Source organism: Stenotrophomonas sp. GD03819, assembly GCF_029841665.1.
In the GTDB taxonomy this organism is placed as follows: Bacteria; Pseudomonadota; Gammaproteobacteria; order Xanthomonadales; family Xanthomonadaceae; genus Stenotrophomonas; species Stenotrophomonas geniculata.
On the sequence record NZ_JAOCEW010000048.1, the window covers coordinates 1 to 22131 of the forward strand.

At 67.9% G+C, this 22131-nt stretch carries 18 protein-coding genes; 12 read left to right on the top strand and 6 right to left on the bottom strand.

What is annotated here, in order from left to right:
* Positions 1-15: 15 nt before the first annotated feature.
* The 3 genes from smeC to smeA are packed head-to-tail and all read right to left on the bottom strand — an operon-like array spanning position 16 to position 5786.
* Entirely contained in the window at positions 16-1431 is a 1416-nt protein-coding gene (gene smeC / locus N5D45_RS20510; RefSeq protein ID WP_197656708.1) for a multidrug efflux transporter outer membrane subunit SmeC, read from the bottom strand.
* Positions 1428-4577 (bottom strand): multidrug efflux RND transporter permease subunit SmeB, encoded by a 3150-nt coding sequence (smeB, locus tag N5D45_RS20515; protein WP_197656709.1) that lies wholly within the window; start codon positions 4575-4577, stop codon positions 1428-1430. Before smeB ends, smeC begins: the two co-directional genes overlap by 4 nt.
* Before the next feature lie 12 nt (positions 4578-4589).
* Positions 4590-5786 (bottom strand): multidrug efflux RND transporter periplasmic adaptor subunit SmeA, encoded by a 1197-nt coding sequence (smeA, locus tag N5D45_RS20520; RefSeq protein ID WP_279939530.1) that lies wholly within the window; start codon positions 5784-5786, stop codon positions 4590-4592.
* 120 nt (positions 5787-5906) lie between these two features.
* Between smeA and baeS the strand changes: the two genes are divergently transcribed.
* The 10 genes from baeS (at position 5907) to N5D45_RS20570 (ending at position 16535) form a co-directional block, all read left to right on the top strand.
* Complete coding sequence (gene baeS / locus N5D45_RS20525; protein WP_279939531.1) at positions 5907-7310, top strand: sensor histidine kinase efflux regulator BaeS; 1404 nt, start codon at positions 5907-5909, stop codon at positions 7308-7310.
* Positions 7307-7996 carry a response regulator gene (locus N5D45_RS20530; protein ID WP_019337017.1) on the top strand — a complete coding sequence of 230 codons (690 nt, stop codon included), beginning with the start codon at positions 7307-7309 and terminating at the stop codon, positions 7994-7996. Before baeS ends, N5D45_RS20530 begins: the two co-directional genes overlap by 4 nt.
* A 149-nt stretch (positions 7997-8145) precedes the next feature.
* A complete protein-coding gene (locus tag N5D45_RS20535) occupies positions 8146-8967 on the top strand; it encodes a nucleotidyltransferase domain-containing protein (RefSeq protein ID WP_197656712.1) in 822 nt (273 codons plus the stop codon).
* Positions 8968-9131: 164 nt separating this feature from the next.
* Entirely contained in the window at positions 9132-9662 is a 531-nt protein-coding gene (locus N5D45_RS20540; RefSeq protein ID WP_010482194.1) for a gamma carbonic anhydrase family protein, read from the top strand.
* Positions 9663-9785: 123 nt separating this feature from the next.
* Positions 9786-10475, top strand: coding sequence for an RDD family protein (locus tag N5D45_RS20545; RefSeq protein WP_197656713.1), 690 nt, complete (start codon positions 9786-9788; stop codon positions 10473-10475).
* Complete coding sequence (locus N5D45_RS20550; RefSeq protein WP_057502370.1) at positions 10472-11464, top strand: stage II sporulation protein M; 993 nt, start codon at positions 10472-10474, stop codon at positions 11462-11464. The genes N5D45_RS20545 and N5D45_RS20550 overlap by 4 nt, the downstream gene beginning before the upstream one ends.
* On the top strand, positions 11454-13076 hold the full coding sequence (locus N5D45_RS20555; protein ID WP_197656715.1) for a DUF4129 domain-containing protein: 1623 nt from the start codon (positions 11454-11456) through the stop codon (positions 13074-13076). Before N5D45_RS20550 ends, N5D45_RS20555 begins: the two co-directional genes overlap by 11 nt.
* Complete coding sequence (locus N5D45_RS20560; RefSeq protein WP_164191643.1) at positions 13073-14257, top strand: DUF4350 domain-containing protein; 1185 nt, start codon at positions 13073-13075, stop codon at positions 14255-14257. The genes N5D45_RS20555 and N5D45_RS20560 overlap by 4 nt, the downstream gene beginning before the upstream one ends.
* A complete protein-coding gene (locus tag N5D45_RS20565; RefSeq protein WP_014648782.1) occupies positions 14254-15240 on the top strand; it encodes a MoxR family ATPase in 987 nt (328 codons plus the stop codon). The genes N5D45_RS20560 and N5D45_RS20565 overlap by 4 nt, the downstream gene beginning before the upstream one ends.
* Entirely contained in the window at positions 15237-16535 is a 1299-nt protein-coding gene (locus tag N5D45_RS20570) for a DUF58 domain-containing protein (protein WP_197656716.1), read from the top strand. The genes N5D45_RS20565 and N5D45_RS20570 overlap by 4 nt, the downstream gene beginning before the upstream one ends.
* Before the next feature lie 104 nt (positions 16536-16639).
* On the opposite strand, the gene N5D45_RS20575 is transcribed toward N5D45_RS20570, so the two are convergent.
* The 3 genes from N5D45_RS20575 to N5D45_RS20585 are packed head-to-tail and all read right to left on the bottom strand — an operon-like array spanning position 16640 to position 19045.
* Positions 16640-17287 carry a hypothetical protein gene (locus N5D45_RS20575; RefSeq protein ID WP_197656717.1) on the bottom strand — a complete coding sequence of 216 codons (648 nt, stop codon included), beginning with the start codon at positions 17285-17287 and terminating at the stop codon, positions 16640-16642.
* Positions 17287-18465: a glutathionylspermidine synthase family protein gene (locus tag N5D45_RS20580; RefSeq protein ID WP_197656718.1), complete on the bottom strand. Its 1179-nt coding sequence runs from the start codon at positions 18463-18465 to the stop codon at positions 17287-17289. Before N5D45_RS20580 ends, N5D45_RS20575 begins: the two co-directional genes overlap by 1 nt.
* Positions 18466-18472: 7 nt before the next feature.
* Entirely contained in the window at positions 18473-19045 is a 573-nt protein-coding gene (locus tag N5D45_RS20585) for a DUF1190 domain-containing protein (RefSeq protein WP_005420172.1), read from the bottom strand.
* Positions 19046-19522: 477 nt separating this feature from the next.
* Between N5D45_RS20585 and ilvD the strand changes: the two genes are divergently transcribed.
* Both ilvD and N5D45_RS20595 read left to right on the top strand, forming a co-directional pair.
* Positions 19523-21361: a dihydroxy-acid dehydratase gene (gene ilvD, locus N5D45_RS20590; protein WP_197656320.1), complete on the top strand. Its 1839-nt coding sequence runs from the start codon at positions 19523-19525 to the stop codon at positions 21359-21361.
* 138 nt (positions 21362-21499) lie between these two features.
* Positions 21500-22111: a hypothetical protein gene (locus N5D45_RS20595; protein ID WP_053443854.1), complete on the top strand. Its 612-nt coding sequence runs from the start codon at positions 21500-21502 to the stop codon at positions 22109-22111.
* Positions 22112-22131: the final 20 nt, after the last annotated feature.

Below are 22131 nucleotides of genomic sequence, written 5' to 3' on the forward strand. Positions count from 1 at the left end.
CCAAAGCAGTTCGCGTTACCGCGCGTCCGCGCCACCACCCAGCACCTTGAACAAGGTCACCCGGTTGCCCGCCTCCTGCTGCTGCAACGCGATCAGGTCCTGCTGCGCGGCATACAGGTTGCGCTGTGCGTCCAGCGACTGCAGGTAGCCGTCCAGCCCGGTGCGGTAACGCGCATCGGCCAGCGTGTAGCTGCGCTGGCTGGCAGCGACCAGCGCGCGTTGCGCGTCCATCTGCGCGGTCAGGTGATCACGCCTGGCCAGCGCATCGGCCACTTCGCTGAAAGCCTGCTGGATCGCCTTCTCGTACTGCGCGATGCCGATGTCCTTGCCGATCTTCGAGGCATCCAGCGACGCCTTCAGTGCGCCGGCATGGAAGATCGGAGCGGTGATACTGGGCGCGAACGACCAGCCACGGGTACCAGCCGAGAACAGCGTCGACAACGCGGTGGAGCTGTGGCCGTAGTTGGCAGTCAATGTCAGCGTCGGGAAGAACGCGGCGCGCGCGGCGCCTATATCGGCATTGGCCGCCTGCAGCGCGTGTTCGGCGGACAACACGTCCGGGCGCTGCAGCAGCACGCTTGAGGGCAGGTCGGCCGGCAACGGCGCCAGTGCCACGCTGCCCTCCAGCGCCTGCGCGGTCGGCAGCAGGGCCGGATCCAGCGGCGCCCCCACCAACAGCTGCAATGCATCGCGATCCTGCGCCTGCTGCGTCTGCAGCTTGGCCAGCGCGCCGCGCGCGGCTTCCACGCTGGTCTGCACCTGCGACAGGTCCAGCCCCGAGGCCAGCCCCTGCGCATGGCGGGCCTCGGTGCGCTGCAGGGTCTGCTGCTGGCTGTCCAGGGTCTGTTGCGTGAATGCCAGCGACTGCCCATCGGCGGCCATCGCCAGCCACGCCGTCGCCACTTCGGCGACCAGGCTGGTGCGCGCCGCACGCTGGTTCTCGGCACTGGCCAGCCAGTTCTGCAGGGCTTCGCTCTTCAGGCTGCGGATGCGCCCGAACAGGTCCAGCTCCCAGCTGCTGATGCCGACCTGCAGCGCGTCGGACTCGGTCACCTGGGTGGCCCCGGTCTCACTGTTGGCGTCACTGACCCGCGAACGGGTGACGCTGCCGCTGGCATCCACCGACGGCAGCAGCGCCGCACGCTGGATGCGGTACTGCGCCCGCTCCTTCTCCACCTGCAGCACGGCCACGCGCAGGTCGCGGTTGTTCTGCAGCGCCAGCGCGATCACCTGCTGCAGGCGTGGTTCCAGGAACACCTCACGCCATGCCGGCATCGCCGGCGCAGGATCAGCCTCGCCGGTGGCCGCATTGCCGAACTGCACCGGCACCGGTGCCCCGGGCCGCTGGTAATGCGGCGCCATGCTCACGCAGCCACCGAGCACGGTGGTCATCGTCGCGGCCGCCAGGGCGCGCAGCAGCATCGGCTTCATGGGTGTGCCTCCGGGACAGTGGCTTCGGTCGGTGCGCGGCCCGGGAACATGCGGCGAACCAACAGGTAGAACAACGGCACGAAGAACATGCCCAGCACCATCGAGGCGACCGTGCCGCCGGCCACGCCGGTACCCAGCGATCGGCGCGCGGCTGAACCGGCACCGGTGGCGAACACCAGCGGCAGCACGCCCATCAGGAAGGCCAGCGAGGTCATCACGATCGGCCGCAGCCGCAGGTAGACCGCCTGCAGGATCGCCTCGCGGGTGCTCTTGCCCTGCTGTTCGAGGATGCGCGCGAACTCGACGATCAGGATGCCGTTCTTGGCCGCCAGGCCAATCGTGGTCAACAGGCCGACCTGGAAGTACACGTCGTTGTTGAGGCCGCGCAGGTTCATCATCAGCACCGCACCGAACACGCCTACCGGCACCGCCAGCATCACCGCGAACGGCACCGCCCAGCTTTCATACAGCGCGGCCAGGCACAGGAACACGAACAGCAGCGAGATGGCGTACAGCATCGGCGCCTGGTTGCCCGACAGCTGTTCCTGGTAGGCCATGTCCGACCACGCGTGGCTGAAGCCTTCCGGCAGCGTATCGGCCAGGCGCGCGATCTCAGCCATCGCCTCGCCGGAGCTGACGCCCGGCGCCGGCTGGCCGGTGATCTCCATCGCCGAGATGCCGTTGTAGCGCTGCAGCGCGGCCGGTGCGCTGGACCAGTGCGCGCTGACCAGCGATGACAGCGGCACCATCTGCCCAGCCTGGTTGCGCACGCTCCAGCGCTCGATGTCCTGCGGCTGCATGCGTGCTTCGGCAGCGCCTTGGATGAACACCTTCTTGATGCGGCCCTTGTAGATGAAGTTGTTGACGAAGTCGCCGCCCAGCGCCGCGTTCAAGGTGTCATTGATGTCCTGCGGATTCACGCACATCGCCTGCGCCTTGGCGTCGTCCACCTTGACCGCATACACCGGTGCATCTTCCAGGCTGGCATAGCGCACGTTGACCAGCTTCGGATCCTTGGCAGCTTCCTTCAGCAGTGTGTTGCGTGCAGCCACGGCGGCGGCATGGCCGGCACCGCCTTCGTCCTGCAGTTCCAGGGTGAATCCGCCCGCATCACCCAGGCCGAGGATGGCCGGCGGCGAGGTGATGAACACCTGCGCATCGGGCACGCTGGCCATGGCCTTGGTCAACCGTGCGGCGATGGTATCGGCATCATCCTTGCGGTCATCCCAGTCCTTCAGGCGGATGAAGGCCTGGCCGACATTCTGGCCGCTGCCGGTCACGCTGAAGCCGGCGGTGGCCTGGATCGACAGCACGCTGTCGTCTTTTACTGCGGCGGCACTGAGGCGATCCATCACAGCACGGGTCTGTTCCAGCGTGGCGCCGGCCGGCAGCTTCACCAGCGCGTTGAGCATGCCCTGGTCCTCGTCGGGCAGGAACGCGCCGGGCAGGTGCCACAGCAGCAGGCCGGTGACCACGCTCAGCACCAGGTAGAACACTACGCCGAGCGTGCGCCGACCGAGGAAGCCATCCACCCGACGACGCAGGCCGTTGGAGGTGCGCTCGAAGCGGTGGTTGAACCAGATGAAGAACTTGCCCAGCAGGCTCGGCTCGCCAGCGTGGTCGCCATGCGGATGGCCGCCCTTGGGAATCTGGTGAAGGATGCTGCCGCACAGCGCCGGGGTGATGGTCATCGCCACCAGCACCGACAGGATCATCGCAGCAGCGATCGTCACCGAGAACTGGCGATAGATCACGCCGGTGACACCGCTGAAGAACGCCATCGGCAGGAACACCGCGGTCAGCACCAGCACGATGCCGACCAGCGCGCCGGTAATCTGGCCCATCGCCTTCAGCGTCGCCGGCTTCGGCGCCAGCCCTTCGAAGGTCATCACCCGTTCCACGTTCTCCACCACCACGATGGCATCGTCCACCAGCAGGCCGATGGCCAATACCAGCGCGAACATGGTCAGCGTGTTGATCGAATAACCGAACGCGGCCAGCACGCCGAACGTGCCCAGCAGCACCACCGGCACTGCGATGGTCGGGATCAGGGTGGCGCGCCAGTTCTGCAGGAACAGGTACATCACCAGCACCACCAGGATGATCGCCTCGATCAGGGTGATCACCACTTCCTTCAGCGAGATGGTCACGAACGGCGTGGTGGTGAACGCCACGTGGGCGGTGTAGCCATGCGGCCAGTACTTCTGCAGCTGCTGAAGCCGTGCATCGATGGCCTTGGACACGGCGATGGCGTTGGCACCGGCATTGAGTTCGATACCCAGCGATGCAGACGGCTTGCCGTTGAAGGTGCTGATGCTGTCGTAGCTCTCCGGGCCCAGGCAGATCTTCGCCACCTCACCCAGATGCACCACGCTGCCGTTGGCATCGGCCTTCAGCACCACCTGCGCGAACTGTTCGGGCGTGTGCAGGCGGCTGCGCGCGGTCACCGTGGCGTCGAGCTGCTGGCCCTTCAGCGCCGGCTGGCCGCCGAGTTCACCGGCCGAGACGTCGGTGTTCTGTGCCTGCAGCGCGGTCTCGATGTCTGACGGCATCAGCGCGTACTGGCGCATCTTCTCCGGGTCCAGCCAGATGCGCATGGCGTACTCCTGGCCGATCGGCTGGATGTTGCCGACACCGCTGACGCGGCTGATCTGGTCATCGATGCGCGCTTCCATGAAGTTGGCGACATCGAAGTTGTCCATGCTGCCGTCTTCGCTGGTGAACGACAGCACCTCGAAGATCGAACCACTGGACTTGGTGATGGTCAGGCCGTTCTGCTGCACCGCCTGCGGCAGCGTGGCCATGGCCGCCTGCAGCTGGTTCTGCACCTGCACCTGCGCGGTGTCCGGATTGGTGCCGGTGGCGAACACCAGGTTGACCTGCGCCGAGCCGTCGGAGGCACTGGTCGAGGTCATGTACATCAGGTGATCGAGGCTCTGCTGCGACTGCTCGATGACCTGGGTGACCGCATTTTCCACGGTCTGCGACGAGGCACCGGTGTAGGTGGCACGGATGGTGATGGTGGGCGGGGCGATCTGCGGGTAGCGGTCCACCGGCAGGATCAGGATCGCAAGCAGGCCGAGCAGGCTGACCGCAATGGCGATCACCCAGGCGAAGATCGGCCGGTCGATGAAGAAACGAACCATGCGCGGCAGGCCTCAGTGCGACTTTTCGTCGGTGTTGCCGTTCGGGTCGATCGCCGGCATCGCCGCCAGCTGCGCCGTCGTGGCCGCCACCGCCTTCACCTGCTGGCCCAGTGATACCGCACTGCCGTTGCTGACGATCACCCGTTCGCCGGTCTTGAGACCATCGGTGATCTGCCACTGGTTGCCGACCACCTGGCCGGTGCTGACCCGGCGCTCGACCACATGATCCTTGGCGTCGAGCAGGCGCAGCAGCGGCTCGCCGCGTTCGTTGCGCGTCACCGCCTTCTGCGGCACCAGCAGCGCGCGCGCGTCGGTAGCCATCGGCAGCACCGCCTTCAGGTACATGCCGGGCAGCAACAGGCCGTCCGGGTTCGGGATGACCGCACGCAGCACCACATTGCCGGTACCCGGATCGACCGCGCTGCCGACGAACTCCAGCGTGCCTTCGTGCGCATAGGTGCTGCCGTCCTCCAACAGCACCTTCACCTGTGCCTTGCCATCGATGGCCTTCACCAGGCCGGCCTCGAGCTGCTTGCGCAGTGCCAGCATCTGCGTGCTGGACTGGGTGGCATCCAGGTACACCGGGTCCAGCCGCTGGATGGTGGTCAGCGCGGCGTCCTGCCCGGCCGCGACCAGCGCACCAGCGGTCACGCTGGAGGTGCCGATGCGACCGTCGATGGGCGCGGTCACCCGGGTGTAGTCGAGGTTGATGCGGGCGGCCTGCAATGCAGCGCGCGCGGCAATCACGTTGGCCTGCGCCTGCTTCAGCGCCGAGGTGGCGTCGTCGGCATCCTGCTTGCTGGCCGCATCCATGCTCACCAGCGCGCGGGTGCGCTCGGCCTTCGGCTGTGCCGACAACACGGTGGCCTCGGCCTGCGCCAGCTGCCCGCGGGCGGTATCGAAGGCCGCCTGGTATGGCGCCGGATCGACCTGGTACAGCAGCTGCCCCGCCTTGACCTGCTGGCCTTCGGTGAACAACCGCTGGCGGATCAGGCCGCCGATCTGCGGCCGCACCTCGGAGATCTCGAACGGCACGGCGCGGCCGGGCAGCGTCTGCTGTAGTGCCAGCGGCTGCGCGCTGGCCGTGATGACGCCCACTTCGGGCATGGCCGGTGCTTCAGTCCTGCCCGCCGAACAGGCCGCCAGGGCCAACAGCAGGGGCAGCAGCAGGGGACGCGGGGAACAGGACAGCGGGCGCAGGAGTGACATGGGGGGCGTGGGGGGGGCCTTGCGTTGACCCGTGCACGCTGCCGTGGAACTGTGCAGAGAATATGGAGATTGTGCGACCGGCTCAGCTGGCGCTTGCTTTCGGCGCCGCATGCGCCGCTAATGGCCTCCGCGATGGCGAAGATTCGACTCAAATTCGGCCTGACCGCGAAGACCTTCCTCGCGATCTTCACCGCCTGCCTGCTGGTGCTGGCAGTGAACGGTATTGCCAGCCGCGTGGCCTTCCAGACCGGATTCCTGGACTACCTCAACGACCAGGGCGACCTGCGCATGCAGCGGCTGATGCCCCACCTGCAGCGCGAGTACCGCGAGCACGGTGGCTGGGGACATCTGCATGGTGATGGCGACCGCTGGGCGCGGTTGCTGCGCCCGGATCTGGCCCATGGGCACGAAGGACCGGTGCCGCCGCTGTCCGACCAGACCGGCGTGCCGTCGCGTCTGGGCCTGTTCGATGCGCAGCACCACTTCGTGGCCGGCAACCCCGACGCCACCAGCGATGACGAGCCGCATGCGGTGCAGGTGGACGGGCAGACCGTAGGTTGGCTGGGCATGGTGCCGTTCCAGACCGTCATCGCCACCAACGACCTGAATTTCTACAACACCCAGGTGCGCGCCTGGTGGGTGATCGGCATCGCCCTACTGCTGGTGACGGTACCGCTGGCCTGGCTGGTATCGCGGGCGCTGCGCCAGCGCCTGGCCAAGCTGGCCGCGGCCACGCACCGGCTGGCGGCCGGTGACTACGCCACCCGCATCGAGCGCACCAGCGACGATGAGCTGGACGCACTGGTCAACGACTTCAACCGGATGGCGCAGGCGCTGGACGATACCGAGCGCAACCGCCGCGCCTTCATCGCCGACATCTCGCATGAGCTGCGCACGCCATTGGCGGTGGTGCGCGCCGAGCTGGAGGCGATCGAAGATGGCATCCGTCCGCTGGACCGCGCCAACCTGGTGGGCCTGCAGGGCGAGATCCGCCAGCTGGGCAAGCTGATCGACGACCTGCACGACTTGTCGATGACCCAGTCTGGCGGCCTGGCGTACCGCTTCGCGCCACTGGACTTGGCGGCACTGCTGCGCAGCGAACTCAACGGCATGCGCGTGCGCTTCGCCAATGCAGGCCTGGCGCTGGAGGAAGATCTGCCCGCCATGCCGTTGCAGGTGTCCGGTGACGAACGGCGCCTGCAGCAGGTGCTGGCCAACCTGCTGGAGAATGCACTGCGCTACACCCACGCCGGTGGCCGCGTACTCGTGCAGGCAGCGCACGTACCTGCCGGCGTGCAGCTGATCGTGGAAGACACCGCGCCGGGCGTGCCGGCCGACAAGTGCGCGCTGTTGTTCGAACGCTTCTACCGCGTGGAGAGTTCGCGCAATCGTGCCAGTGGTGGCAGCGGGCTGGGCCTGGCTATCAGCCACAACATCATCCTCGCCCACCACGGCGTCATCCACGCCGAGCCTTCGCCACTGGGCGGGCTGCGCGTGGTCATCACCCTGCCGGAGCCTGCATGAGCACGTCGCCCGCCACGTCCGCGAAGATCCTGATCGTCGAGGACGAGCCACGCCTGGCCTCGGTACTGCGCGACTACCTGGCCGCTGCCGGCATGGCCAGCGAGTGGGTGGACGACGGTGGCCAGGTGATCGACGCGTTCGCGCGCTACCAGCCCGATCTGGTGCTGCTGGACCTGATGCTGCCGCAGCGCGACGGCGTGGACCTGTGCCGCGAACTGCGCGCCAGCAGCGATGTGCCGGTCATCATGGTCACCGCACGGGTGGAAGAGATCGACCGCCTGCTGGGCCTGGAGATCGGTGCCGACGACTACATCTGCAAGCCGTTCAGTCCGCGCGAAGTGGTCGCTCGGGTAATGGCGGTGCTGCGCCGCTACCGCCCAGACCCCGGTGCGCGCGCCAACGGCGGCCTGCACATCGACGAGCCGGCCGCACGCGCCACCTGGAACGGCAAGGGCCTGGACCTGACGCCGGTGGAATACCGCCTGCTGCGCACGCTGCTGGCCACGCCAGGCCGGATCTGGGCGCGCGATGAACTGCTCGACCGGCTGTACCTGGACCATCGCGTGGTGGTCGACCGCACCGTCGACAGCCATGTGCGCAACCTGCGCCGCAAGCTGGCCGACGCCGGCATGGAAGGCGAGCCGATCCGTTCGGTGTACGGCATGGGCTACAGCTACGAGCCGTGATCGCGTTCGCCGGGCTTGGCCCGGCGCTACCCCGTCATGCCTCGTCGACGAACGTCACCCCCTGGTAGCGCCGGGCCATGCCCGGCGAGCGCAGCGATGCAGACCTGCGCTACAGTCGAGAACGCTCGACATCAACGAATCACGACTGCATGGACGACATCCACCCGATCGCGCCGGACAAGCGCGCCGCCATCCTTTCGACCCTGGCCGACATCGAACAACGCTACGACGTACGCGTGCTGCTGGCCTGCGAGTCGGGCAGCCGCGGCTGGGGCTTTTCCTCGCCGGACAGTGACTACGACGCGCGCTTCATCTACGTGCATCGCCAGCCGTGGTATCTCAGCGTCAACGAGAGCACCGGTCCCGGCGAAGCGCAGCGCGATGTGATCGAACTGCCGATCGACGATGAGCTCGATGTCAGCGGCTGGGACCTGCGCAAGGCACTGCGGCTGGTCTCAAAATCCAATCCGACACTGATCGAATGGCTGCGTTCGCCGATCATCTACCAGCAGGATCACGCTGCGATGTCGCAGTTGTGGAAGGCAGCTGAGTCGTTCTATTCACCACTGGGAACGTGGTGGCACTACTTCAACATGGCGCGCTCGAACCATCGCGGTTACCTGCGTGGCGAAACGGTACGCACGAAGAAATACCTGTACGTGCTGCGCCCACTGCTAGCCTGCCAGTGGATCGAACACGAACAGACACCCCCGCCGATGGCCTTCGAGGATCTGCTGGACCGGCTGCTGCCGCTTGGCCCGGTGCGTGAAGCCATCGATGCCCTGCTGGCCGTGAAACGCGCCAGTGCCGAGTTCAGTGCCGGACCACGCATCGCGGCGATCAGCGATTTCATCGATCGTGAACTAGCCGCCCGCGCCGAGCAGGCCCCACGGCTGCCTGCTGGCCAGGGCGACAGCGCCTGGCTGGACGCGCTGTTCCGGCAGATGCTGGCCGAGCACGCGCCGTCCTGAGCGGTTGCACCCGTTTCTGGTAGCTGCCGACCTTGGTCGGCACCGAGATCACCATCCACGCATGGCGTGAATCTACTGTGTATCCGCGCGGCCCCAGGGCGGTACCTCCCCCAGCGTTCGCACGCGTATCATCGTCGCGAACGCCCTGATTTCCGGAGACTTCGATGAACCCGCTGCGCCCCTTCCGCGACAAGATGCCCGTCCTCGGCGAGCGCGTGTACATCGACCCGGCCTGCACCGTCATCGGTGACGTGGAGCTGGCCGACGACGTGTCGGTGTGGCCGGGCACGGTCATCCGCGGCGATGTCAACTACGTGCGCATCGGTGCGCGCACCAACGTGCAGGACGGCACCATCATCCATGTCAGCCACCACAGCCCGTACAACAAGGCCGGCTACCCGACCCTGATCGGCGAAGGCGTGACCGTCGGCCACGGCTGCATCATCCACGCCTGCACGATCGGCGATTACAGCCTGATCGGCATGGGCGCCTGCATCCTCGACGGCGCCCGCGTGGAGCGCCATGGCTTCGTCGGCGCCGGTGCGGTGGTCGGCCCGGGCAAGGTGGTGGGCGAAGGCGAGCTGTGGGTCGGCAACCCGGCCCGGCCGGCGCGCACGCTGAGCGACAAGGAGATCGAGTCGCTGCACTATTCGGCCGACCACTACGTGCGGTTGAAGGACGAATACCGGGGCTGAGCAGCCAACGCCGCCACGCGGCTCTGCTAAAGTCTGGGCCCGACCAGGACCTGTCGAGACCCCCATGCCTGTGGCTGCCTGCCGGAGAGGACTCCGGCGCCCACAACGAAGGCCATCGCGCTGATGGCCGCACCGATGCTCGATACCTACCGCGAGGTGGTGACGCCAGAGGGTGTGCCGCTGCAGTTGCCTGCCGCCGGCCCGGTACCGCGGGCGATGGCCTGGCTGGTCGATCTCGGCGTGCGCATCGCGGCACTGGTGTTGGTGTCCATTCCGCTGGCGCTGCTGGACAAGTTCGGCTCCGGCCTCTACCTGGTGCTGATGTTCCTGGTCTACTGGGCCTACCCGATCGTCTGCGAAGCAGCGTGGGGACGCACCCTGGGCAAGCGTGCGCTGGGGCTGCGCGTGCTGTCCCGCGATGGCGCGCCGGTAGGCTGGATGGCGGCGATCACCCGAAACCTGCTGCGCACGGTGGACATGTTGCCCTTCGGCTATGCGCTGGGCCTGATCAGCAGCCTGTTCGATCCGCATGGCCGCCGCCTGGGCGACCTGGTGGCCGGCACCGTGGTGGTGCATGCACCCGCGCTGTACCTGCCACCGCCGCCGACCATCGACAGCGTGCTGGCCCCGCCGCAGCCCCTGCGACCAGAGGAACAGGCCGCGCTGATGGCCTTCGCCGAGCGCGCGCCACGCTTGTCGGCGGCGCGCCAGCAGGAGCTGGCCGGTATTGCCGAGCCGCTGACCGGCACCCACGGCCAGGTCGGCGTTCTGCGCCTGTATGCGATGGCCAACTGGCTGCTGGGGCGGCGATGAAACAGGAGCAGTTCGTCGCCCGCTACCAGCGGGAATGGCAGGACCTGGAGCAGTGGCTGCTGCTGCGTGCCGGCGCCTCACGCCGCACGCGCCGCAAGGCCAGCGGCCTGGCACTGGACGACACGACCTTCCCGCAGCGCTACCGGCGGCTGTGCCAGCAGCTGGCGCTGGCCCGCGAGCGCGGCTACAGCCCGCAGCTGGTGCAGCGCCTGCAGCAGCTGATGCAGCACGGCCACAGCGTGCTGTACCGCACGCCGCCGACACGTTGGCGGGGTGCCCTGGAGTTCCTGGTGGCCGACTTCCCGCTGCTGGTGCGCAGCCAGGCGCGCAGCATGTGGGTAGCGCTGGCGATGTTCGCGCTGCCGGCGGTGGCCTGCTTCGTGCTGGTGCAGGTCTATCCGGACCTGATCCACATGCTGATGGACAACCGCCAGATCGCAGAGATGGAGCGCATGTACGATCCCGCCGCCGAGCGCCTGGGGCGTGACAGCGGCACCGACTGGATGATGTTCGGCCACTACATCATGAACAACATCAGCATCGCCCTGCGCACCTTCGCCAGCGGACTGCTGGCCGGGCTGGGCACGCTGCTGGTGCTGCTGTTCAACGGCGTGATCATCGGTTCAGTGGCCGGCCACCTGCAGCACATCGGCCATGGCGACCCGTTCTGGCGCTTCGTGGTCGGCCACGGCGCCTTCGAGCTGACTGCGATCGTGATCGCTGGCGGTGCCGGCCTGCAGCTGGGCATGAAGCTGCTGGCGCCGGGCCGGCGCAGCCGCCTGGACGCACTGGTCGACGGCGGCCGCATCGGCGCGCGGCTGTGCCTCGGCGTCGCCTTCATGCTGTTGGTGGCCGCCTTCATCGAAGCCTTCTGGTCATCGATCGCCGAAGTACCTGCATGGGGCAAGTTCAGCGTGGCCGGTGTGTTGTGGGCCGGCGTGCTGCTGTGGCTGTGGCGCGGCGGACGTGGAGCTGGCCATGCGCATTGACCACCTGGACGTGGCGCTGCGTGCCCGCAGTGGCTGGGAAGCGATGGAGCTGGGCACCGCGCTGTCCCGCCGTCACGCGCGCGCGCTGTGGGGCAGCTGGCTGCTGGCCAGTGCACCGCTGTTCGTGATCTTCAACGCGCTGGGCTGGTGGCTGGATGCCTTCGGCTGGGCCTGGCTGGCGATGTGGTGGTGCAAACCGCTGTTCGAACGTGCGCCGCTGTATGTGCTGTCGCGCGGCATCTTCGGTGAACCAGTCGGCACGCTGGCCGCGCTGCGTGCGCAACGTCACTGGGGCAACAGCGGCTTCTGGGGCTACCTGGGTTGGCGTCGTTTCAGCGTGCTGCGCAGCCTGTGCCTGCCGGTGAACCTGCTGGAAGGCAACACACCGGGCCAGCGCGGCCCACGTCGTCGTGCAGTGGCAGCCGGCGCAGTGGGCGCGGCACTGGTACTGACCGTGACCTGCATGGCGTTCGAAGCCGTGCTGGTGTCCGGCGCGATCGGTGCGGTGTTCATGTTCATGCCACTGGAGCTGATGTCCGAATCATGGCGCGCCGCATGGGACATGATCGGCCAGGACACACCCGCATGGGCACGGCTGGGCTTCAACCTGGCGTGCTGGCTGGCCTCGGTGCTGATCGGCCCGTTCTTCGTCGGTGCGGGCTTTGGCCTGTACTTGAACCGGCGCACGCAGATGGAAGCCTGGGATGTGGAGATCGCCCTGCGCCGCCTGCGCGAGCGGCTACTGCCGGCGGCATCGACGCTGGCCCTGCTGCTGTGCCTGGCACTGCCGCTGGTCTCCGCACCGGTGCATGCGCAGGACACAGACGCCGAGCCCGAACGCGCCATGGGCAAGCCCAACGACCGTGGCATCGACGCCGAGGAAAGCGACGAAGCACCGACCATCGACCCGGCCAACACCCCGGCAATGATCTTCGGCGGTACGCCGGTGGACACCGCCGGTTTCCGTCAGGCAGTGAACCGCGCCTATGAAGACCCGCTGCAGCGCCCGACCCACCAGGTCACCCGCTGGAAGCCGATCGAACAGGCCGAGGAAGAGAAGAAGGAAGACAAGCAGCTGCAGCGTGACACCAACAGCAACGGTGAACGCAAAGCGCGCAAGGACGGCATCGCCTGGCTGGCGCGGCTGGCCGAATGGGGCCTGTGGGGGCTGCTCGGCGTCCTGCTGCTGGTGCTGCTGCTGACCGCACGGCTGTGGCTGCCGTGGCTGCGGGGCAGTGGCCGACGCAAGGCCGAGGCCGCACCGCCGGTGGTGGAGGAACAGGTGGAGTTGCCGGTGGTGCTGCCGCCGGACGTGGCCACCCAGGCCGGCCTGCTCTGGGACCAGGGCCGGCCGCGGCAGGCGCTGGCCCTTCTGTACCGCGCCAGCGTGCGCACGGTGGGCGAGCGCAGCGGTATCGCGCTTCCACCCGGTGCCACCGAAGCGCAATGCCTGCGCGCGTCGCGGCGCATGCCCGAGGCCAGCGACCGTGACCTGTTCGCGCGCATCGTGCGCATGTGGCAGTACGCCGCCTACGGTGGCCGCCTGCCCAGCCGCGCCGATTTCGATGCATTGGCCGATACGCTGCGCCAGCAGTACGGGTGGCAGGCATGAGCCCGCGCCTGTTCTGGTCGCTGCTGCTCGGTGCAGTGGTGCTGTTCGGTGTACCGCTGACGATCCTTTACCTGCGCACGCATGAGCGGGTGACCGAGACCGTGCAGCTGCCGCCGCAGGGCGAAGCTGGCTACAACCCGCTGTACGTGCTCGGCCAGGCCCTGCGCGCCGACGGCATTGACGTGCACTCGCGGCCACGGCTGGAACTGCGGCAAATGACGCTGGGGCCGCAGGACACGGTGGTGCTGCTGCAGGACAGCAGCGAACTGCCGCCGCCCGTCGCCAGCGCGCTGCTGGACTGGGTCGACGGGGGCGGCCACCTGCTGGTGCGGACGCCGCCACCGGCCGAGGACGATGCCGGCAGCACGCAGGGGCCCCTGCTGGATCAGCTGGGCGTGGACAGCCTGTTCCAGCGCAGCGACTGCCAGCCGTTCCATGTCGACGACGATCCTGGTCACGTTGAGTTCTGTGGAGGCCGCCGCTTCACCCTGGGTTTTGCCGCCAGTGCACAGGCCGAACGTCGCTGGGGCACGGATCGCGACCTGGTGTTTGCGCGCCTGCGCCATGGCCAGGGCAAGGTGAGCGTGCTGGCCGACATGGAGTTCATGCGCAGCGAGGTGGACTCACCGGCAGCGCGCCTGGCATCGGCAGGGGGCAAGGCCAGCGACGGCCTGCACGACGCGTCGCACCGCGACCTGACCCGCTATCTGCTCGATCCGAACTACGGCAAGGGTGCGGTCTGGCTGATCTACGCCAGCCGCCCGCCGTCGCTGTGGTCGCGCATGTTCTACCAGGGCTGGCCACTGTGGGCGCCACTGCTGCTAGCCCTGCTGGGCTGGTTGTGGGGCCGCTCGCAGCGCTTCGGCAGCCTGCTGCCGTCACCGGTACTGGAACGCCGTTCGCTGCTGGAACACGTGCGTGCCAGTGGTGAACTGCTGCTGCGTTTCGGCCACGGTACGCGCCTGTACGAGGCCGTACTCGCCCTGTTCCTGCACCGCCTGCGCCTGCGCGCACCGGTTGCGGCCGCACTGGAGGGTGCGCCACGCGATCAGGCCATCGCCGAGCTGCTGAAGTGGCCTCAAGGCCGCGTTGCCAGCGCGCTCACGCCCCCTCCGCCGCACGATTCCTCCGCCCTGCGCGAGCGCATCCGCTTGCTGCTCCAGATGAGATCCCTGCTATGACCGAAGTCCCCGAGCTGCCGGCGGCCGCCAACGCCCGCCTGATCGAACGCGTCGATGCCATCCGCACCGCCGTCGGACACGCCTTCATCGGCCAGGCCGATGTGCTGGACCAGATTCTGGTGGCCCTGCTGGCCGGCGGCCACGTGCTGATCGAAGGCGTGCCCGGGCTGGGCAAGACGCTGCTGGTGCGCGCGCTGGCCCAGGCCCTGGAGCTGGACTACGGTCGCGTGCAGTTCACCCCCGACCTGATGCCCAGCGACGTCAGCGGCCACGCGGTGTACGACCCGAAGAGCGAGAGCTTCAAGATCCGCCGCGGCCCGGTGTTCACCAATCTGCTGCTGGCCGATGAGATCAACCGTGCACCGGCCAAGACCCAGTCGGCGCTGCTGGAAGTGATGCAGGAAGGCCAGGTGACCATCGAAGGCAAGGCCTTCACCCTGGCGCCGCCGTTCATGGCGCTGGCCACGCAGAACCCGCTGGAGCAGGAGGGCACCTACCCGCTGCCGGAAGCGCAGCTGGACCGTTTCCTGCTGAAGGTGCTGATCGACTACCCGCAGCTGGAGGACGAGAAGCGCATGGTGACCGCGATCACCAGTGGTCGTGCTGCCAGCGATTTCGACCTGAGCCAGGTGCCGCGCGTGCTCGGTGCCGGCGAGTTGCTGGAACTGCAGCGTGCCACTGCAGCGATCACCGTCGATGACGAAGTGATCGACTACGCGGTGCGCATCGTTGCCGCCACCCGGCAGTGGCCGGGTATCGCGGTCGGTGCCGGCCCCCGTGGCAGCATCGCGCTGGTGCGTGCTTCGCGCGCGCAGGCGGTCCTGGCCGGCCGTGATTTCGTCACTCCGGATGATGTGCGCGACATCGCACGCCCGGCGCTTCGCCACCGCATCGCGCTGGCCCCGGAACTGCAGATCGAAGGCCAGGACGCCGACGACGTGCTGGGCGCGCTGCTGGCCAAGGTGGAAGCGCCGCGCCGATGAGGCCGGCCCCGCTGCTGCTGGCGCTGCTGCTGGCCTGGGCCGCCTTGGGTGGCCTGGTGCTGGGCGGGTTGCTGCCGCGCTGGAGCTGGGCGCTGGCGGCACTGGCGATTGCCGTGCCGGCGTTGATGGATCTGTGGCGGCAGTCGCGGCGTCCGTCGCCGCAGGTGCAACGCGAACTGCCCGAAGCGCTGGCACTGGGCGTGCGCCGCGAGGCCGCGCTGCGGCTGCAGGCAGACACGTCGATGACGGTGCAGGTGTTCGACCTGGTGCCGGGCGGCTGGCCGCTGGAATCGCTGCCGCAGCGCGTGCGCCTGCAGGCCGGCAGCGCCTCCACCCTGCACTATCACCTGCACCCGCTGCAGCGTGGGCACTTCCGCTTTGAAGGCGTGCACCTGCGCATGCGCTCGCCGTGGCGCCTGTGGTGGCAGCAACGCACGCTGGCTCCCGCGCTGGACGTGCGGGTCTATCCGAACTTCGTGCCGCTCACCCGCTTCGCATTGTTCAGTGCCGACCAGGCCTCGCGGCTGGTCGGTGCGCACGTGAAGCGCCGCCGCGGTGAGGGCACCGACTTCCACCAGATGCGCGAGTACCGCATCGGCGACAGCCTGCGCCAGCTCGACTGGAAGGCCACCGCGCGTGCACGCAAACTGGTCTCGCGTGAGTACCAGGACGAGAAGAACCAGCAGCTGCTGCTGATGCTCGACAGTGGGCGGCGCATGCTGGCCAGCGAAGGCGGGCTCTCGCATTTCGACCACGCCTTGAACGCTTCGCTGGTGGTGGCGTACCTGGCGCTGCGCCAGGGTGACGCCGCCGGCCTGTTTGCTGCCGGTGGTGAACGCCGCTGGGTGGCACCGCAGCGTGGCATGGGCACGGTCGAGCACCTGCTACGTGCCAGCTACGACCTGCAGCCGCGCGCGGTGGCCACCGACTACCTGGCTGCGGCCACCGAGGTATCGCTGCGCCAGCGCCGGCGCGCGCTGGTGATGCTGGTCAGCAACGTGCGCGACGAGGACATCGAAGACCTGCTGGCGGCAGTGCGCCTGCTGCAGCGGCGCCACCTGGTATGCGTGGCCAGCCTGCGCGAGCGCGAGCTGGACGGCGTGCTGGACAGCGAAGTGCAGACACTGGAAGACGCCACCCAGGCCGGTGCCGCCGCACTCTACCTGCAGCAGCGCGCGAACGCGCACGACGCACTGCGCAGCGAGAACGTGATGGTGCTGGACGTGACCGCCGATGCCCTGCCCGGCGCGCTGGTGGAGCGCTACCTGGCGGTGAAGCGCGAAGGATTGCTCTGATACCAACGATCGCGCTGGTGGGTGCCAACCTTGGTTGGCACGAAACCCACAGCGCCGACCAATGTCGGCATCTACCAACGGCGATTGCCGGCCAGCGGCCGGCACTACCCCTGCAGCAATCGCCGCTGCAACCGCTCCACCGCACGCTGCAGCAACACCCGGTTGCGGGCCAGCTTCATCCACTGCGGCAGGCGCGAGAACATGGATCGGTGATGGCCGCGGCTTTCCCGCAACGTCGCGCTCGCATACTCGTGCAGTGCCTGCAGATGTTCAGTGTTATAGGCCCAGAGCAGGCCCGCGCGGGTAGGTTCGACCAGGCGCAGCGGCAATCCGAAGTGCGGATCGGCAGGCTCGGCGTCACGCAACGGACGCACCACGACCGAAACATCGGTACTGCGATCACATTGCGCACATCGAGCAGCGAAGGACGCCGGTGCAGGCACGCCAGCGGGAACCCGGCGGCGCACATGCAGCCACTGATGCCCACAGAATCCACAAGGTTGGCGGCCCAGGATGTAGACCGCACCGACCCAGTCACCACTGTCCAGCGCTGAACTGCAGCCTGTGCAGCGGAATCGCGCCGTCCACCGGTAGGGTTTCCAGCTGGCGATCACCCAACCGGGGGTGTCGCAGCGATGGCAACGCACAGCGACGCGGTCCGCGAAGGCCTGCAGGCTGCGCCCGTCATCGAAATGCCGGCCCGGCACGGGCGTGGGACGCCCATGCCGGCCAGGCCAACGCCGCACCGTCATCAGACGTAGATCCGCGTCGGCGCCTCATCAACGATCGCGTGCGGCACGAAGCGCGCACTGTCGCGGGTGATCGCGCTGTCGTCCTCGCGGATACCGATGCCGCAGGCCTGGTCACCGATCACCCAGCTGCCGATCAGCGGGTAGCCGCCTTCGATGCGGGTCAGCGGATGCGCGCGCTGGATGATCGCCGGGCCATCATAGGGACCGTCGCTGCGCTGGGTGCTGCCATCGGCCAGGTGCATCTCGATGTTCGCGCCTTCGCGCGAGAACAGCGGCTTGCGCACCCAGCCCGAGGCCAGCGTGCTGCCGTCATCGAAGTGCGCTTCCAGCAGGTTCGGATGGCCCACGTTGCGCTGCCACAGCAGCGGCAGGATGCCCTTGTTGCTCAGCACCGCCTTCCACGCCGGTTCCAGCAGCTGCATGCCCGAACCGGGCAGCGCGCGACCGAATTCCTCGGCCATCAGGTCTTCCAGCGGGTACAGCTTGAACAGCGTGCCGATCACCGAATCGTCCAGCGCGGTGAAGCGGCCGTCCTCGGACAGACCGATGTCCTCGACGGCGATGGCCTGGCCATGCAGGCCGGCCTGCGAGGCGCAGTCGCGCAGGTACTCGACCGTGCCACGGTCTTCCTCTGAACTGCCCACCGCGCTGAAGTACAGCGGCGGCGGCAGCTGTGAAGCCAGTTCGCCGAAACGCTCGACCAGCGCCTCGTGGATCGCATTGAACTGGTCGGCGTGCTGCGGCAGGCGACCGGCGTTGCGCTGGTCTTCCAGCCACTGCCACTGGAAGAAGCTGGCCTCGAACAGCGAGGTCGGCGTGTCGTAGTTCAGTTCGTACAGCTTGGCCGGGCCGGTACCGTCGTAGGCCAGGTCCAGGCGCCCGTACAGGTGTGGCTGGCGCTGGCGCCAGCTGTCGGCGATCCAGTCGCGGTAGTGCGACGGAATCGCCAGCTGGTCCATCAACCGTTCACTGGCGATGACATCGCCCACCAGGTCCAGCGCCATCTGGTGCAGCTCGGCGCTGGGGTCTTCGATGTCCTGTTCGATCTGGCGCAGGGTGAAGGCGTAGTACGCGCTTTCATCCCAGTACGGCTGGCCGTCGATGGTGTGGAAGCGGAAACCCGCCTCTTCCGCGCGTACCCGCCACTGGGCACGCTCGGCAATCCGGATGCGCTGCATGGGTCGATCAGCCGCCGTAGCTGCCGCTGGTGCTGCGGCGTGCGCTGGTGTTGCCGAAGCCACCACGGCTGGCAGTGACCGCACGGTTCGGCTCGCTGGTGACCGGCGCCAGGCCAGCCTTGCCGGCACCGATGCCGCTGGCGGTGTTCAGGCCACCGGTGCCGCCCGGTGCCGGGCGCGCCCAGCCAGCGTTCTTGTCCTGGTAAGCCGGTGCCGACGCCGGCGCCTGCGGGGCGAGGCCGCCGCGGTTGCTCAGCATCTGCGACATGAAGAAGCCCATCATCATCGGGCCGATGAACGAGGTACCCGCCGAAGTGTGCTGCTGCACGCACTGTTCCGGCTTGTAGTCCTTCTCGCAGGCTTCCTTGCTGGCGTACTTCGGCGCCGCATCGGCGGCCTGCTTCTGCGCTTCGGCGAAGGCATTGCGGCACGACGACGGATCGCCGGTGGCCTCGGTGCAGGCTTCCACCGAGGTGTACAGGCCTTCCTGCACCTTCACCTCCGGCTCCTTCTGGCAGGCGGTGAACAGCAGCGGCGCGGCGCTCATCAGCAGCAGCGCGGTGGTGCGGGAACGTTTCATGGCCTCATGCCCTGTCGACGGATCAATGCCCCAATGATGCCAAATCCGGGCCAGCAACCGGAATCGGCAAAGTGGGAAAGATGAACGGCCTTTCATTTTCGTCGTTCCCCATCGTCCACGCATGGCGTGGATCCATCGTGTCGACCAAGGCCGACACCTACCACGAGTAACGCAGAGCGCCGGCCCGACAGATCGCGGGAAACTGTCGAAGGCGGGGTGGGTCCGCTGGCGGGGGTGTCCGCGGCACGGATGCCGCGGCCAAGCCCCCAAGGAAGGGTTTACGGCGTCCCCCGCCAGCGGACCCACCCCGCCTCCCGCAGGAAGCCCGCTGTTGCTTCGGCTGTTGCTTCGGCTGTTGCTTCGGCGGGTGCCGGGCGCAGCCCGGCCGGACCACCTCCGGTGGTTGCAGCAGCAACCGAAAAAATTGGCCATGATCGGCTGACTCCCACGTCGTACGGCCCGCCCGTTCCGCCAGCCATGCCCGAATACCGTTCCCGCACCTCCACCGCTGGCCGCAACATGGCCGGCGCCCGCGCCCTGTGGCGTGCCACCGGCATGAAGGACGGCGACTTCCACAAGCCGATCATCGCCATCGCCAACTCCTTCACCCAGTTCGTGCCCGGCCACGTGCACCTGAAGGACCTCGGCCAGCTGGTCGCGCGCGAGATCGAACAGGTCGGCGGCGTCGCCAAGGAATTCAACACCATCGCCGTGGACGACGGCATCGCGATGGGCCACGACGGCATGCTGTATTCGCTGCCCAGCCGCGAGATCATCGCCGACGCCGTGGAGTACATGGTCAACGCGCATTGCGCCGACGCACTGGTGTGCATCAGCAACTGCGACAAGATCACCCCCGGCATGCTGATGGCCGCGCTGCGCCTGAACATCCCGGTGGTGTTCGTGTCCGGCGGGCCGATGGAAGCGGGCAAGACCAAGCTGTCCGAGCACAAGCTGGACCTGGTCGATGCAATGGTGGTGGCCGCCGATGACAGCGCCTCCGACGAGAAGGTGGCCGCATTCGAGCGCAGCGCCTGCCCTACCTGCGGCTCCTGCTCGGGCATGTTCACCGCCAACTCGATGAACTGCCTGACCGAGGCGCTGGGCCTGTCACTGCCCGGCAACGGCACCACGTTGGCCACCCACGCCGACCGTGAGGCGCTGTTCCGCCGTGCCGGGCGCCTGATCGTCGAACTCTGCCATCGCTGGTATGGCGGCGAAGACCCGAGCGCGCTGCCGCGCGGCATCGCCACCCAGGCCGCGTTCGCCAATGCAATGACCCTGGATATCGCCATGGGCGGTTCCACCAACACCATCCTGCACCTGCTGGCCGCCGCGCAGGAAGCGGAGGTCGACTTCGACCTGACCCACATCGACGCGCTGTCGCGGCGCGTACCGCAGCTGTGCAAGGTGGCGCCGAATACGCCGAAGTACCACATCGAGGACGTGCACCGCGCCGGCGGCGTGTTCGGCATCCTCGGTGAACTGGAGCGCGCCGGCCTGCTCGAAACCACGGTGCCGACCGTACACAGCACCAGCCTGGCCGAAGCGCTGGAACGCTGGGACGTGGTGCGCAGTGACAACGACACCCTGCACACCTTCTTCAAGGCAGGCCCGGCCGGCATTCCCACCCAGGAAGCCTTCAGCCAGGCCACGCGCTGGCCGACGCTGGACATCGACCGCGCTGAAGGCTGCATCCGCTCGCTGCAGCACGCGTACTCACTGGAAGGCGGCCTCGCCGTACTGCGCGGCAACCTGGCCGTGGATGGCTGCGTGGTGAAGACCGCCGGCGTGGACGAGTCGATCCACGTGTTCGAAGGCCCTGCGCGCGTCTATGAAAGCCAGGACGCGGCCGTCGCCGGCATCCTCGCCGACGAAGTGCAACCCGGCGAGGTGGTGGTGATCCGCTACGAAGGCCCGAAGGGTGGCCCGGGCATGCAGGAAATGCTGTACCCGACCAGCTATCTGAAGTCGAAGGGGCTGGGCAAACAGTGCGCGCTGCTCACGGATGGCCGCTTCTCCGGCGGCACCTCGGGCCTGTCGATCGGCCACGTCTCGCCGGAAGCGGCCAGCGGCGGCGCGATCGGCCTGGTGGAAGATGGCGACCGCATCCGCATCGACATTCCGGCCCGCCGCATTGATCTGCTGCTGGATGAGGCCAACCTGGCCCAACGCCGCGCCGACGCCGATGCCCGCGGCTGGAAGCCGCGTGCGGCGCGCCCGCGCAAGGTCACCAGCGCCCTGAAGGCGTACGCCCTGCTCGCCACCAGCGCAGACAAGGGTGCCGTGCGCAACACCGCGCTTCTGGGCGATTGACCGCCATACGGTAGTGCCGGCCGCTGGCCGGCATCTGTACTGCGACGCTCCACATCAATGAGGTTGCCGGCCGGCGGCCGGCGCTACCCATCCTGATCCGTTATGGTGGTCCAGGAAGTCACCAACACGGAGGTTGAGATGATGTTGCTTTCCTTTGCGCTGGCCGCTGCCATGGGTGCAGCAGCCGAACCGCCAAAAGCACCCGACTGCAGCTACGACCGTGCAGCGATGCTGGCGATGGAACCTGGCCGGTTCGATCAGGACCTGGAAGGTGGCTGGCGCCCGTTGGCCGACCGTGGCTGTACCCGCGAAGCGGCCGACCTGCTGTCCGCCTACGGCGCACTGTCCAAGGCAGAAGGCAATGTCATCATCACGTGGCACGAGGGCCAGCTGCGCGCGGAGCTGGGGCAGACCGCGCAGGCGATTGCGCTGATGGAACGCAGCCACAAGCCAGTAAACGGGAGCGACCCGGGTTACTGGAATGCCTACGTGGACGGCATGGTCGCGTTCCTGCGCCAGGACCGCAGCGCCCTGGAGAAGGCTCGTGCGAGGCTGGTCGCGATACCGACGCCCACCGCGATGGCGGAGAACATCAAGGACGGCCGCTACCACTTCACCACCGAGGGCGGGCAGCAGGTGCAGATGCCGTGGCCGCCGAACCTGGACGTGCTTGATGGACTGCTGCGCTGCTTCGGCAAACCCTACGTGAAGGCCTATGGGCCAGGCTGCCGGAATCCGGAAGGCCGTTGAGGCCCTCCGCCGGGCATGGC